Origin of the sequence: Balneola sp., assembly GCA_002694685.1 — a bacterium.
Lineage (GTDB): Bacteria > Bacteroidota > Rhodothermia > Balneolales > Balneolaceae > Gracilimonas.
Map to the genome: position 1 here is coordinate 91,622 of NZMW01000003.1, position 13,918 is coordinate 105,539.

At 37.7% G+C, this 13,918-nt stretch carries 11 protein-coding genes; 3 read left to right on the forward strand and 8 right to left on the reverse strand.

The genetic code is table 11. The features are described from left to right. Window positions 1-340 precede the first annotated feature (340 nt). The 4 genes from CL667_05515 to CL667_05530 form a co-directional block, all read right to left on the reverse strand. Window positions 341-2,362 carry a hypothetical protein gene (locus tag CL667_05515; GenBank protein MAL17153.1) on the reverse strand — a complete coding sequence of 674 codons (2,022 nt, stop codon included), beginning with the start codon at window positions 2,360-2,362 and terminating at the stop codon, window positions 341-343. A 98-nt stretch (window positions 2,363-2,460) separates the two neighbouring features. Beyond that, complete coding sequence (locus CL667_05520) at window positions 2,461-3,666, reverse strand: hypothetical protein (GenBank protein MAL17154.1); 1,206 nt, start codon at window positions 3,664-3,666, stop codon at window positions 2,461-2,463. 51 nt (window positions 3,667-3,717) lie between these two features. Beyond that, a complete protein-coding gene (locus CL667_05525) occupies window positions 3,718-4,011 on the reverse strand; it encodes a hypothetical protein (protein ID MAL17155.1) in 294 nt (97 codons plus the stop codon). A gap of 15 nt (window positions 4,012-4,026) precedes the next feature. Next, window positions 4,027-4,608, reverse strand: a complete 582-nt coding sequence (locus CL667_05530) for a hypothetical protein (GenBank protein ID MAL17156.1) — start codon at window positions 4,606-4,608, stop codon at window positions 4,027-4,029. A gap of 191 nt (window positions 4,609-4,799) precedes the next feature. Here CL667_05530 and CL667_05535 point away from each other — a divergent pair, with 191 nt between their 5' ends. Continuing rightward, window positions 4,800-6,200, forward strand: a complete 1,401-nt coding sequence (locus tag CL667_05535; GenBank protein ID MAL17157.1) for a hypothetical protein — start codon at window positions 4,800-4,802, stop codon at window positions 6,198-6,200. A 288-nt stretch (window positions 6,201-6,488) separates the two neighbouring features. Here CL667_05535 and CL667_05540 read toward each other — a convergent pair whose 3' ends face one another. From CL667_05540 to CL667_05555, 4 genes are read right to left on the reverse strand one after another with little or no spacing between them, the layout of a single operon-like run. After that, a complete protein-coding gene (locus CL667_05540) occupies window positions 6,489-8,837 on the reverse strand; it encodes a hypothetical protein (GenBank protein MAL17158.1) in 2,349 nt (782 codons plus the stop codon). A gap of 8 nt (window positions 8,838-8,845) precedes the next feature. Beyond that, window positions 8,846-9,739 carry a hypothetical protein gene (locus tag CL667_05545; protein MAL17159.1) on the reverse strand — a complete coding sequence of 298 codons (894 nt, stop codon included), beginning with the start codon at window positions 9,737-9,739 and terminating at the stop codon, window positions 8,846-8,848. A 3-nt stretch (window positions 9,740-9,742) separates the two neighbouring features. Then, window positions 9,743-10,333, reverse strand: a complete 591-nt coding sequence (locus tag CL667_05550) for a hypothetical protein (protein MAL17160.1) — start codon at window positions 10,331-10,333, stop codon at window positions 9,743-9,745. Between the two features lie 28 nt (window positions 10,334-10,361). Continuing rightward, window positions 10,362-12,368, reverse strand: coding sequence for a hypothetical protein (locus CL667_05555; GenBank protein MAL17161.1), 2,007 nt, complete (start codon window positions 12,366-12,368; stop codon window positions 10,362-10,364). A gap of 421 nt (window positions 12,369-12,789) precedes the next feature. On the opposite strand from CL667_05555, the gene CL667_05560 reads away from it, so the two are divergent. Both CL667_05560 and CL667_05565 read left to right on the forward strand, forming a co-directional pair. Further along, window positions 12,790-13,137 (forward strand): hypothetical protein, encoded by a 348-nt coding sequence (locus CL667_05560; GenBank protein ID MAL17162.1) that lies wholly within the window; start codon window positions 12,790-12,792, stop codon window positions 13,135-13,137. A gap of 138 nt (window positions 13,138-13,275) precedes the next feature. Beyond that, complete coding sequence (locus tag CL667_05565; protein ID MAL17163.1) at window positions 13,276-13,833, forward strand: hypothetical protein; 558 nt, start codon at window positions 13,276-13,278, stop codon at window positions 13,831-13,833. Window positions 13,834-13,918 lie beyond the last annotated feature (85 nt).

Consider the following 13,918-nt stretch of genomic DNA (forward strand, 5'->3'; position numbering starts at 1 on the left):
GTTGCCTAAAACTGTACTATGTTAGTGCAAGATCTTTTAGTTTAACGTTTCGTTTGGCCTGATTTTGCTACTCTCTTCCAATATTCAATATCCCAAGTCGATTCTATTTTTCTTTCAATCTTATTATCTAACTTCCCAAAGAAGTTCATTAAGGTACGCTCTTCAAGTTCATCGATTGTAATTGCAGAACCCCGTAAATCAGTACCACCTATGTCATCATTCGCGATAATAAAAGCGATAGCCTTCGCGAGGAGTGTCGGGGGCTATATGTGCGCCTTTGCTTGCCGACTTGGTAATCTGACATCCAAATTAGGCATTATCGGCCTTGCAAAGTCGGGCATTAAAGTGAAGAGAGGTTCTGCTCATCCCTGCTCATAATCTCTAACTCTATTTCCTTCTGAATGTTCTTTCCACTGTTCTCGTCCGTCACTTTAAAAGAGAAAGTGTAGGTTCCGGGCTCTAATTCACGAGTCAGGATAGAAAGGTTTTGTACGTATCGGGAGCCTCTCACTTGCTGGGTGAAAGATAGACTCACTTCCCTATCTTTACCCAACAGCCATTGCATTCGTCGATCTTGGGTAATTTCGTAGTCGATGGTGAAATTGGACAATCCGTTCTCGCCTTCCTGAAGGTGATAGATCTGGAAGTGAACAGCTAACTCTTCGCCCTGTGGAATTTGTTTGTCATTGGCCACTACGAATGGGAACAGTACATTTGTGGCATCGGTATTCATTTGATAGCCCAGAATTAAATCGGACATTTGAAGTTTTTCAGGGTCAGAGTTTAGCGGTTTGGGAAGTTCGGATTCCAGTTTTCCTATTCCGCGCAGTGATGCCGGAAACGGAGAATCCTCCAGAGCAGGTTTGGTCCCCGAATTTTCGTTGTGCAGCTCCGCAAACAAGGTTAGCTTTTGGTTCTCTTCCAAAAATGGAACTTTAAATACGCTGCTGCTTGGGGTTTTCCCTTCCAGGTCTAGTACCAAATTTGCTTGCTCGCGGGACTGACTCAGCAGTTCCCCATCTTCGCCATTCACCTTCAACCCATGTAAGAGTTTATACTCGTTGAGTACGGCTTGATTCGGCACCGAATCCCCGGGAAATAGAATATCCTGATTGGCAATTAGATCATCTAAGAAAGGCGCACCAGGCTGACTTTCCAGAAAAGTAAAAGCAGCCGGTCGGTTCTGTTCATCCAAAATACGGTAGTGATGGGCTGAAAGCTCGATGGAAGGTAAAGCCTTTGCATAGGTTGACTGTTCGGGTGGGGCTTCCTTGATGTTATTCAAAGTGATGATTCTCGAACGCTCCTCTTGAATTGGGCCCTGATGCTTGCCTTTATTTGCACCCGACCCCATAACCCATTCAAAATACAATTGTTCATAACGGTTAGCGAAGAAAAAATCGGTGGATGACAACTTCAAATAATAATTGAATTGCATTACCATGCCCGGGGTAGCACCTACGCCTGGGGTAGACTTTAAGCCGGTAAGAGATTGAAAAGCATACCTGTTATCATTTAAGCTAAAAGCCTTACTGGGTATAAAATCTTCCACTTTTTCAACTTCACTGAATCCACCAATAGCTTTATCTCCAAATATTTTGACTAAGTTGAATTTCATTGCTGAATTGGGCTTTTCATACACCCAGATTTCGTAGTAAGGATTAGGGTCAAGGGCTGGTATTACATTGACCATAACTTCGCGATTACAACCAGGAGGACAGTTTGTATATATATCTGCTGAAGTGATGTTAAGGAATCCGGAGTCTTTTTTATCCGGCTCCCCATACTGCACATACACTTTCCCCCGATCGTCAGTGCCATAAGGTGGATCATCTTTTCGGTCAAAATGTTGGCGAGCATAGGCGATACGTTCCCAATGCTCTATCAAACGCTCGTTATAGCGAGTGCCCGGAGTAGGGTCCAGTTCCTCCCAGAAAGTTCTCAAATGACGGTACACATCTACATTTTCTTTGTCGAGCAGCTCCACCCATGCTTTGTACTGCTCGTTGTTGAATCGCAGGGAACTGAACAGCGGCTTTAGCATGGCCAGTTCTTCGTTCAGGGCAAGAGCATTTGGCGGTGTTTCTTTTGCGGTGAGCCCCCATCTATACAGGGCCGAGGCGGCCTCGTAGTACTCACGCAACTGATGCTTCGACGCCAGCCGTATGTATTCCCGCCCAATTGCAAAGCTGGGTATTTCCAGATTAGCGGGGGCTTTAGCCCATACCTCCAAGGCCATTTCATAATGACCTTTCGCTTCCAGTGCGGCGCCTTCTTTAAGTAGTTCATCTTCTCCAAGAATGTTTTCAGGAACAGCTGCCCCCTGCAATAAAAGCAGACTTATAAAAAGTAAAACAGACATAACGTAGAAATTTTTAATTCCTGATTGTGTGTTAAGTTTCGAAAGTGAGGCGACCCTGACAGCTGGTGATCACCCTAAAACTTAATAATCTCTCAACTCTATGGCTTAGTATGGTTAAAACCGGCTACAGACTCAAGGGTTAATTGTTTGATTTCCGGAAGGCCGCTCGCATGTTCACCCAGCACATAAAAAAATCCTTTTGTATCTCGGTGTAAAACTGGAGGGTACAGTTTAAGACTGTCCGATCCTGTATCTTTAAATCGGATGTATTTTTTTAATTGATTCTGGTTATCATATTGCTCCATGCCAAACCACTTTTCTCCGTTATCACTTTTAATCCGGGTAAAATGATACATTCCTTCAGGGGCACTGAACAAACCTAAGCTGGTGTTATTCACTTTTCCATACAATCTTTTCTCCTTGTAAGTTAATCGGTATTCAGAAGGCTCGGCCTGTTCTTCTATGGGGGTTGATTCGTAAACCAAGCCCTGAATAGTTCCAGCATATATCCAATCCTGTAGCTCTTTATCAAAAGCATAGGTGTAAATAAATCCATCGTATAAATACGGGGTATAATAAATAGTTTTGTCCTCACTAATAATAAAATTACCGGGTCTTACTTCTGTTAGATAGCTATAGGCATCGCTGTGGGAATATTGTAATTCTCGAAAACTGCCAAAACAATTTATTTTTTGAGAAAAGTCTGAGCTAAAAAAATGAAACAAACAATCTTCATCTTCTGCTGCTTCGAATAATTTGTACAAGAATATATACCCAGAGTTCGCTTCTGTTTCTATAAAAGTAAATGGACCGATTGGGTATTCAATTCCTAAGGCAACCTGAAAGGTATTCAAGAGTTTCCCATCAGTGGAGAATTTGTAAATAACTCGGTTTACCTCATCGGTAGTTATGATTGTACTTGACTCTTCAGAGTTGTTGGAAACTGTAAAATACTTAAGGGACATAAATTCCCCAGCTCCCCGACCTCGCCGTCCAATTTCATGGATAAAGCGTCCTTTATGGTCGAATTTTTTTAAAGACTGTGAAATCCGGTCTGAAATGAAGAGGTGGCTATCGGGGCTTGTTGAAATACTTCCAATGCTACTAAAGATCGTCTCCTCATTTTTATCAGCAGTACTGCTGTCACCCCAAGAAATAACATGGGGAGTTATTTCGACTACAGGAACAGTATTCCACAATGTTGAGACATCCTTGTCGGTACAACCAAACAAGAGAACTATAGCGAGTAAAGTAAATGCGATTCTATGAAATGATGAGAGTATCATAAGTAAAAACCTACACATCTCGGGATTTATTTGAGATGTGTAAGCTTTTCAATATGTAATTAGTTTAGATTATGCTTCACAAGGAACAGTGGGGTCTGGACAACCGCAGGCACCACCAAATCCACCACAGTCATTTGGTGGTCCATATGGATCATAACCAGGACCCGCGGGGTTGTCAAATTCCGCACAGCCATTCGTGCCAGCTTGACCTATAGAACACCAGCCTGAAGAACCACTAGACTTAATACATACAGGGCATTCTCCACTACTTGCCTGCACTGTAGTTGTATAACTAAATGCGGAAAGCGCAAACACACAAGTTGCCGCAAATAGTTTTAACATGTTGCTTATTTTATTTTTCATAATTGTACCTCTTTTTTATTTGTTATCAGTTGAACGAGCAAAGACCTGATCCATTAGAATTTGTTTTGTATTCAGGCTCGTAACCCTGGAGGGAATGATGTAACGACGCATGATTTTCCCTTGTTTATTATCAATAAATACAAGTAGCTGCCCCATGTTTGGAATGTCTTCTGCAATGGAAGTTATCTGTTCAGTTACCGAATTTAGACCCCACCATGCTAGTTCATTGAATTGAGTTTTTTGAAAAAAAGTATGAGCGGCAGTGCTGTCATTTTCGAGAATGACAAGTGCAGGTTCTACTTTAACTCCTTCAAAATCTTTTAAAAAACTAATCCACTCATGGGTTTCTAAAATACAGCCCGTGCAAACCGTCGGGGTTAATAGAATGAAAGCGGTATAATTAGCTTCTGGAACATATTGTTCAACTGCTTTTGTTGAAGAAATGGGCCGTAGGCTCGAAATCAGGCCTTCTTGTTGGAATGGAAAGGTCATAAGTAACCCCCTCTCCAGTTTCTCTTTTTGAAGGTTTGTAGCTTGTTGCTCTCGGTGCTCTAAAAAGGTAAGCGTAAAAAAGACCCCGCTTGAAATTAAGAGCATCCATATGATAATATGGACTTTTCTCTGACTCATGAGTAAGTATGTAAAAAAAATATATGATAGTCAAGTAGGCGTAAATATAGTTTAACAGTCTGGTTACAGTTAAATATTATTAAAAGTCAAAAAAGGAATATATATAAAGACTATTCCATATATGGAATACGTTGTTTACTTGAATAATTTATACACTTATGAGCATAAACATTTCAACATATATTGATAAAGAAAAGAGCGCGGGTATAGAAATTAGTTCCCTGTTACTTGACAAATATGCTGTTATTCATGCTCCAGAAAAGTTATTCCCTGAATATAATTTATTGTCAGGGTATGGACTACATAAACCCGGTGTAAGTTTAGCTACGATGCTTTTTTTATATAGGCAAGTAATATGTTATGTACCTCCAATTACTGCTGACAGTTTTTCAGAATTTTTTGGAATGGATTTCAATTCCTTTTTGGAATTATCTGATCCTGAATCAGAAGACCAATTTATATTTCCATTACTTGACCACCCTGATAAGTACAGCCACAAAGATGTAAAAAATTCACTCTTTCCTTTGCTTAAGCGAATGCCACCAACATGGGAAAGGTGGCATGAAGTTTTAAGACACACCGGAGGAGATAAGTGGTTTGCAATCGCTGATGAAATTTATAATTATGAGTCTGCTTTAAAAATTGAAGGGTATAGAAATGCAAGAAAAAAAGTATTAAGAAGTAACAAAAAATCGATTATTGACAATGATATTAGGCAACAAATTAGAAATAATTTTACTAATCTATGTTTGATTGGAAATACTAAATACGCATGTGAGATTGCCGAATTATCTAATACTTCTCCAACAGTAGCACTAAATGAATTACTACTTAGTAGTGAATATTTTGCATATCCTAAAGTGATGGGAGGTGGAAAACCCAATATTCATTTAGGTGATTTTAAACATCGTCCAATTATTATGGACCCAAAAATCACTCCGAAAAGGAGCCTGCTAAAACATTACGATTATAGAATATTAAAAGTGTTAATTAAGGGATTAAAGTTTGATAAAATACCAGCTGTTTATAGAGTAGATTTTTTAAAAAAATGGCACAAGTCGAATAATGCTGCAAAAGCCCGTGAGGCATACGGAGCATTAGTTTATAATGCAATGAAGGTAAAGGGAAGTAGTGATGAAGATATTCATGAGGTAGTCCAAAAAATTCTGGAAGAGCTTGAATTATTTTGTGAAGAATCTATGCCTAATGAAGCCTCAATCAAGATACATATTGAAGAAAAAAATAAGAGAGTGACAAAATTTGCCAACATTTCTAACTTATTTGCAGGTGCGTTAGGTTTGCTAAATATTTATCCATTCATGAATTGGGTAGCATCTAATAGTGCCAGCTTATATGGCCAAAAGAAACAAGGTTCGAAAGAAAACTTCATCAAAAAGCTACTTGAAAAACATGCTACAAACGTAGATCCAAAATTATTTTTTTTAATGCAAGATTTAAAGAATACAAGTATTACTGTTGATGACATGTTTAAAAATAATGGTTCAGATCAGACTAGATTACCGGAAGATCCATTACCTGTTTTCTGGAATGATGGATGAGATCAAGAATCGATTTTAACAAATTTATCTCTGCAGAGATAATACACACTTCTTTTAAGGGAATGCATAGCTAATTTAAGTGCTAGAGTGCTAAAGTAATTATAAATAATTATCTGAAATCTAGGTAAGGTAGAGAAATTAGTAATACTAGATTAATTCTCAACTACTAAAATCAATAAGTACAGCGCTTAAGCACTCATGCTAAGGCTAAAGGGCATGAAATCTCTTGCATTAAAAAAGCCCGCCTGGAAAACCAAACGAGCTTTATAATCTGAGACAGCTTTAGGTTTATTTAATAAGCTGCATTTTTAGTTCTTTAGTAAATGTTACTCCTGATTGCCCAACTGCATCCATCCGAGCTATATAAACACCACTTGGCAGGGTATTGGCATCAAAAGTTATGCTATGGAAGCCAGCACTCATGTTATTATTAATAAGTGTTGCTACTTCCTGACCCATAATGTTATACACCTTCAAGACAACCTCTGCTGCTTCAGGTAGTGCATAGGTAATTTCTGTAGAAGGATTAAATGGGTTAGGGTAGTTTTGCTCTAAGCTAAAACTTTCCGGTTGTTCTGTTCCCGGAGCTATTGGTTTGCAAGGAAATCCTGGTTGGCAGCCACCACCTGTTACATCTACAAATTTTCTGATTGTACCACTATACCCTCTTGAATCTGTAATTGTCAAGAATAAATCAAAATCATCGGTTTGACTACCAGAATATGAAGATCCTGTCCCAACTAATGTTCCACTACCACCCTGACCAACTGGTGCTATCCTCCATTCATATTGTAAAGGGGATTGACCATCTGAAGAAGACCCGTACCATGTACCATTTGAACCTGAACTTAATATTGAAGGTCCTGATATTGATGCAGAGATCGTTGGAGTCGCCAACGTTCCGTGTACCGTATATCCAAATGAGACATTACTTGGCGAAGTAGGATACCATACCCCATTTTTTTTATAAACAAAAGTACGCAACGTAGCTGAAGTGTTTGTTACATTAATTACATCAGTATAATTATAGGCAAAGTTAGGATTGTCATCGGAGTAACCTCCACTAGCCGTTCCTCTTCCCCATACATGAACCTCATTCATTGTAGGATAAGATACAGTCTTTCGCACTTCTACTCTGTCGACTTCGTGGTAACCATCTGATATTCCAGGGGTAGCATAAAAAAGCACATATTCGTAAAATGAATAATTGTGAACTGATCCTCCTGTCGTAAAATAATGGTCTAATATGTAGGGACTATTTAGCCTATCCAATGCTTTCTTAGCGTTGGCCCTGCCATATCCATACGCTGGGTCAAAGTTTGATGACCCCATTGCTGGAACCTTATCTGCACTTAACTTTAGTAAGTTCTGAACATCATCATTGTATAAGTAAATAGACTTTTCTTGTAATCCATATTCAAATAATAATGCAGCAATACCAGCAACACCTGGGGTAGCATATGATGTCCCGGTTCTTTCTGCTGTTTCACCATTATTAAATGTCCAATTAGATATAATCTCCTCTCCTGGTGCCACAAGATCAATGTGATTACCCTGTCTTGATTTATTTCCAATTAAATCATATCTGTCAGTATAACCAACCTGAATCATTGGGGTTTTAGCAAATGCAGCTGGGTATTCTTTTTTTGTTGGTGTTTGATTTTCATTATTACCAATATTACCCATAGACACAACATTTATCATGTTGTATTGGTATGCATTTGCAAAAGCAGCATTGATTAGTGTAATGTTAGATGTCGAACTGTTACTATAATTTATTACACTGGCACCTTCGTTTATTGCCTCCATAATTTTGTTGTAAGTAGTACCCGAACCTAAGTAACCTGGTGTTTGGGTAGCAGTATTACAAGTCCCGTCATAAAGATTCTTTGAAATTACTCCTGAATAACTACTTACTCCTCTAACATTCCCTCCTCCTTTTTTTGCAGCCGCTATTCCTGCTACATGTGTACCATGCGAGTATGCAACTCTACAAGTTGAGTTAACACTAGGATCATGTAAATCACCGGTCACCTTTCCTGATAAATCTAACTGATCATCATCTACTCCAGTGTCAATAATCGCAATTTTTACCTGTCCATCCCCCTCATATTCCTGCCAAGCTTCAAATACATCCATATCAGCATCAGGAGTTCCTCCGTTTTGGCCTGTATTATTCAGGTGCCATTGGTCAGCAACCTCCGAATCACCAGTTGACCGCACTATTGATGAGGTAGGCTCAACTCCCCAATCAGGTTCCGCAAACAAAACATTTTTATTTTTCGATAAGTTTTCAATAGCCTTTTCAGCCGATATTAAATTTGGAAAGCTAAGAGTAAATACCCTTGTCAAATCCATTTTCTTTATTCTCTTTCCATTTTCTAATATAACTAAAGTATCTCTTTTTGAGAACTCTGGGAACGTTCTTCTTGCAGATTTAAACTTCTCTTTTTCTAAATCAACTTTTAATGAAGCGGATAATTTTCTTATTTCAGAAATGTTATTTACTACGGCCCTATTATCTATAAGATCAAATGAATTAGGGGTAAAATATACATTAATATTATAATCATGTTTTTGCGCATAAGTTGCTGTACTAATTATTAGTGCTATAATTAGGGTATAGAAATATTTCATGAAATTATCTAGTTAGTTATTTGGTAGGGTTCTTCAACATCTTGCTTTATCCACAGATATCCATTGCCGGTGTTGATATTTGTATATACAATGGATAGTCCATCGGGAGACCATGCAGCTTCATCTGAATATTCCATAAGTAATGTTCTCTTTCCTCCTTTAAGGCTTTGCGAGAAGATACTTGGAGCATTCTTTGAATACCCTGTAAAGAGTATTTCTTTTCTCAAATCATTGTAGCTAATTAAATGTAAGAGCTTATGAGGTTTAACATTTAATACTTCGAGTACATTTCTATGATGAATGTTTACTCTTTTTACCGAAGTAGAAGTAAAATTTCCATTTTTATCGTGTAAATCCAATCTGAATAAAACTTCATTTTCATTTAGCCATTTTGGAAATAATCCATATTCAGTTATAAACCAGTCTTTATTTCCTGATGGAGTTACGTACCGTAAACCCGATCGTGTCGAGTCATTATTCGACTTCCCATATGCAATACGTTCACCATCCGGACTCCAGCTTGGGTAATAGCTGCGACCGGGAGGAAAAGTTAACTGCTGGAGGGTATCTGAATGAATATGCTTCTTGTATACCTGCCCATACTGGATAAATGCAATCCAATTATTATCAGGGCTCCAGGTAACATCATATGCCCAGCCTTGGTGAAGGAATCTATTATCTGTTCCATCTGGCCGAATAAGATAAATCCCTCTCTGTTCTTGAGGTCCCTTTGTGCGAGTATAGGCAATCCAGTTTCCATCCGGACTCCAGGCAGGCGCTATATCAACATAGTCATAATTGGATGTTGTGGGGGAAACATCTTCTTCAACCTCATCGGCGTTGAACAAATCACAGCTTGTGCAAAAACCTACTAGTAAAATGATAAATGCTATTTTCTTCATTTGTTAATCATCCTCCGTCCGGTCATCAAGCTTAAGTCGGTATTTCCCATTGGTAATGTATAAGGTATCTTGATTAACCCTCAAGCTATATTGATCTGCTCTGCGATTGACTATTACCCTCATTTCAAATGTCCCGGAAACGATGGTTTTACCTTTCTTCTGAGGCTCGAAGTTAACCGTTACATGACCTTGAGTATCATTTTTCGCTTCATATACTGATATAGTAGCGTCTCCATTTACTTCATAATAATTACCACCTAGATATAAATTTCTACCTGCAGTAATCGTATCAAGTATGGCAGGATATTCAGAAATACCCTCGCTGTAATTCATAGAAAAACCAACAAACTCATTATAAGGGTAGAATTGGGGGTCATATTCATATCCAAAAATTGTAAGATATAAATATTCACCCTGATCGGTCAGAACAGCTTTTGCTGTAAGCTTACCATTAATAGCTCGAGCATCATAAGGCTCCCCATTAATTTCTGCTGTAAAAACCGGCTCAAACTTTTCTTCGTTGTTTGAAGGTAATATTCCACAGCTATTCAAGAAAATTACGATTGTAATTATGTAGGGTAACATATATTTCATACTATCTATACTGAATTAAAAACAACGGCTATTTTATGAGGGTAACTGTTTGAGATTCTATGATATTGCCGGCGACAATCATTCGGATGATATAATTTCCACTTGACAAATTGGCTGCCTCAAAATTAACTCTATGTACACCAGCACTAAATCTTTTATTAGCTAATTCCGCCACTTCTTTTCCAGATATATCATAGACAGAAACATTTACATCTTCAGGTTCTGGTAGTGTAAATGAAACTTGGGTACTTGGATTAAATGGGTTTGGATAGGCGGGTAATAACTCAACGGAATTGGGTTCCTGACCTTCTGGATTTTCTACCCCTTTGAAACATGGGTCAAACGGACCACATGTTGACCCTTCTATGTAAACTCTGATTACATCAGTAGCTTGTTGACCATTCGTGTCACTAACATCTACTTGAACAAACCAGTCACCTGGACTATTAAATGTAGTGGAATAATTTTGAGAGGTAGACACTACACTTGCACTTCCAACGGCTAATGGATTTTGGCTAATCCTCCACTGATAAGACCTTGTACCTGAACTACCACAGGGATTGCTAGTAAATGAATAGGTATCTGGGGACAAATATGTAGCACCTATTGATGCCCGAAGCTCATCTTCATTAACAAAGTCGGCAACATCATCCCTTGTGTCATTTAATACTCTATAATTTTCCCTTTGATTTGCAATACCTAAGGGCTTTCCATTCTTAGAAAGATTCGGATTTGAAAAATATTTCACTTTTTTCCAATCCGTGTTTCCTCCATTTGAATAAGGGTCTTTAAAGGACATAATGGTTGTATTTCCACAGTTTTGATTAAATCCACATCCACTATAAGTATATCGGTGGCCATACCCAAAGGCTGGATAAAGTGTGTTTGTTGAGGCATTTTCTGGATTATGAAAAGCCGCTTGAATATGTCCAACTTCATGGGTGAACGTATAATGAGGACCCGTAGCTTTAGAAACATCAACAATAGCATACGCTTGGTGGTCATCCAGAACCAATGTGCCGGCGTTACCCCATTGACTCCCATACGTACCATTTTCAACCAATAAGACTACTACGTCTGCATCATATTGATCTCTTAAGTCTTGTGCAGTGTTATCTCCATAAAGAGTCTGTGTGTCAGTTTGTATATTTCCAGTTGAGGTGAAGTTGTATAGTCGTCTAGCAACGACGCGCATTTCTACGTTAGTAATCTGACTATTAGTGTAGCTTGTGTTTGATTCTTGGCTAGCTAATGTTATTTCGGCATTCACATCTTCATCATCATCAGCCCCTGGGGTGTATAGCACTAACACTCTAATATGCTCTGGTGAGCAGCGCATAACGCCTGTATTTTGAAGTTTTTCGTTATTATCAAAAATAGGCTCAATAATCGGCTTTATTTCCTCTGTTATATTTGTTTCTTGTTTTGAAAATTTACCATAGTTACTATCGTAGTTCTTCTTAGAGCCAATATCTACTTGAGGCTCGTCGTTCTGCTCATCACTCATTTCAATAATGACATTGTTTTTTGACTCCTTCAAAGTACGTACTTTGAAAAACATGCGGTCAATGTCAATACTGCCAGTAATCCTTCCATCTTTATTTTCAATTAAAGTAGCATCTCCTAAAATTTCTTCAGTCCCTTTTTTGTAGACATCTCCTAACCAAGCATATTCCGTATCAGAAATTACATTTACCTCTCTCTGAACAATTACAAACTCACTTGCTCCTTGAGACATTGAAAATGAAAATTCTTTTCTTTTTTCGTTAGCAAATACATTAAATGCTTTCACTTTGTATAGCTCATTGGGCAACTTTACAACATGAACCCTCTTATGCTGAGACTGTTGGCGATAATAATTTAAACTTTTCTGCCCAACCTCAGATACAACATTTGCTTCTGTTATTCTCTCTAAAACTAACTTATCCACTTTTTCAGGTCTTTTATCAATGCTTTGTGCAGCAGTAAAAGCTGGTGTAAATGCTATTAAAATTATTGTTAAAGTTAATTTTATGTAAGGAAAAGCAGGCTTCATGGCTTTGGCGTTTTTGGTTTAGCAAAAGTCACTCTCTTTAAATCTTTTGCAATTACAAAGAAGAGATGATTAATAGCTAATTGTTACAAAAAATAATTACTTATTTAGTAAGTAAAATATTTCTTTGATTTAAAGTATTGTTAATGCTTTGCTTATATATGGTTATTATATTACATATGATTATATAACAAGTATACATTGGTTTATATTTATAATTGGATTCTCAACTTATCCAATGTGATTCCCGGCGTTGTAAATTAGAACAGCTTCTTACAATACCGAAGCCCAAAAGTGAATCATTTACCCCGCTTAATTATTATGATTTTGCAGTTAACATACTCACCATTGCCTCAGATCTGCTCAAAGGTTATCGTTTTGATGAATGTGAGCCTATGGAATAAGAGCCAACAGCTTCTCTGGCATGTTTGGCTACAATAAGCAGGGTGCTGGAGGGGTGGGCTTTCGGTTTGTAACCGATGGCTATACCAACATTGATGACTACATCTACAAAGCCTGTATGGATGAGGTAGGCTATGCCATAGAGAAAGCCTGTGAGAAAGAAATTGAAATTCGGAACATCGCTATCTACCCAAACCAAATAGATAAGTCCAGTCAGTTAGACGTGTTCTTCCAGGAAGACGAAGAACTCAAAGCTCAGATTAAAGCGATGGATGAAATTAAAAACCGGTTTGGGCAAAAGTATATAAGCAGAGGGAATGCCCTACTTAGGGTAGAGGGGAATACAAACTTTTTGGAGAGGAATGTTTGAAGATTGACGATTCAAGTAAAACACTACGGTATTGGCTTCTTGGCTGTTGCTTCTAAAGAATTAATTTTGCTACTTCAAATAAATCTTAATCCCCGCGCCTTTTAAACGCTGGGTCGTTCTGTGTAATTTAATCTTCTAATGGAAAACAAATCTCGAAGAAACTTACTGACTTTAAGTCTTCTGATAATCGTCAACTATTACATTGGAATCTCAATAGATGAAATAAACATACTTGGGAATTCACTAACAATTGAAGAGCCAGAAATAATCGGTTACTTGGTAATAGTTGCATGGGTATACTTTTTATTTTGGTTTTACCAGACTACAATGAGTAAAAAAGATCTTGGAATTAGGGGAGATTTTGAAAAAAGGATGATTAAGTATACAAAGCCAAATATCATTAAAGAGATGAATAGACTTGGTTACGATGTTTATTCAAATATTGAGTTCCAACCCTTTAACAAATTTAAAAAATCATCCTTTTTTAAATATAGGTATCCATTACAAGAAACAAATTTGTATAACGAATCAGAAACTGTTGATGAAATACCTTTGAATTTTAGAATATTTATTATCCCTTTCTTAAAATCTTCAGTTTCTTTCGTATTCAACAACAAAGCGTTTTCTGAATATTTTATTCCATTTATCCTGGCGTTCGGTACCTTAATTTATATTTGTCTGGAAATATTCACATAACAAGGCGTTTTAAATCGGACGCGGACGGGGTGCGATTGAACTTGATTGCCAGGAATTAATTTTGCTACTTCAAATAAATCATAAT

Excerpts from the sequence above, each read along its gene's own strand:
- CL667_05555 (MAL17161.1), bottom strand. The coding sequence starts at position 12,368 with ATGAAGCCTGCTTTTCCTTACATAAAATTAACTTTAACAATAATTTTA.
- CL667_05525 (MAL17155.1), bottom strand. The coding sequence starts at position 4,011 with ATGAAAAATAAAATAAGCAACATGTTAAAACTATTTGCGGCAACTTGT.
- CL667_05515 (MAL17153.1), bottom strand. The coding sequence starts at position 2,362 with ATGTCTGTTTTACTTTTTATAAGTCTGCTTTTATTGCAGGGGGCAGCT.
- CL667_05520 (MAL17154.1), bottom strand. The coding sequence starts at position 3,666 with ATGTGTAGGTTTTTACTTATGATACTCTCATCATTTCATAGAATCGCA.
- CL667_05545 (MAL17159.1), bottom strand. The coding sequence starts at position 9,739 with ATGAAGAAAATAGCATTTATCATTTTACTAGTAGGTTTTTGCACAAGC.
- CL667_05565 (MAL17163.1), top strand. The coding sequence starts at position 13,276 with ATGGAAAACAAATCTCGAAGAAACTTACTGACTTTAAGTCTTCTGATA.
- CL667_05530 (MAL17156.1), bottom strand. The coding sequence starts at position 4,608 with ATGCTCTTAATTTCAAGCGGGGTCTTTTTTACGCTTACCTTTTTAGAG.
- CL667_05540 (MAL17158.1), bottom strand. The coding sequence starts at position 8,837 with ATGAAATATTTCTATACCCTAATTATAGCACTAATAATTAGTACAGCA.
- CL667_05550 (MAL17160.1), bottom strand. The coding sequence starts at position 10,333 with ATGAAATATATGTTACCCTACATAATTACAATCGTAATTTTCTTGAAT.
- CL667_05560 (MAL17162.1), top strand. The coding sequence starts at position 12,790 with ATGTTTGGCTACAATAAGCAGGGTGCTGGAGGGGTGGGCTTTCGGTTT.
- CL667_05535 (MAL17157.1), top strand. The coding sequence starts at position 4,800 with ATGAGCATAAACATTTCAACATATATTGATAAAGAAAAGAGCGCGGGT.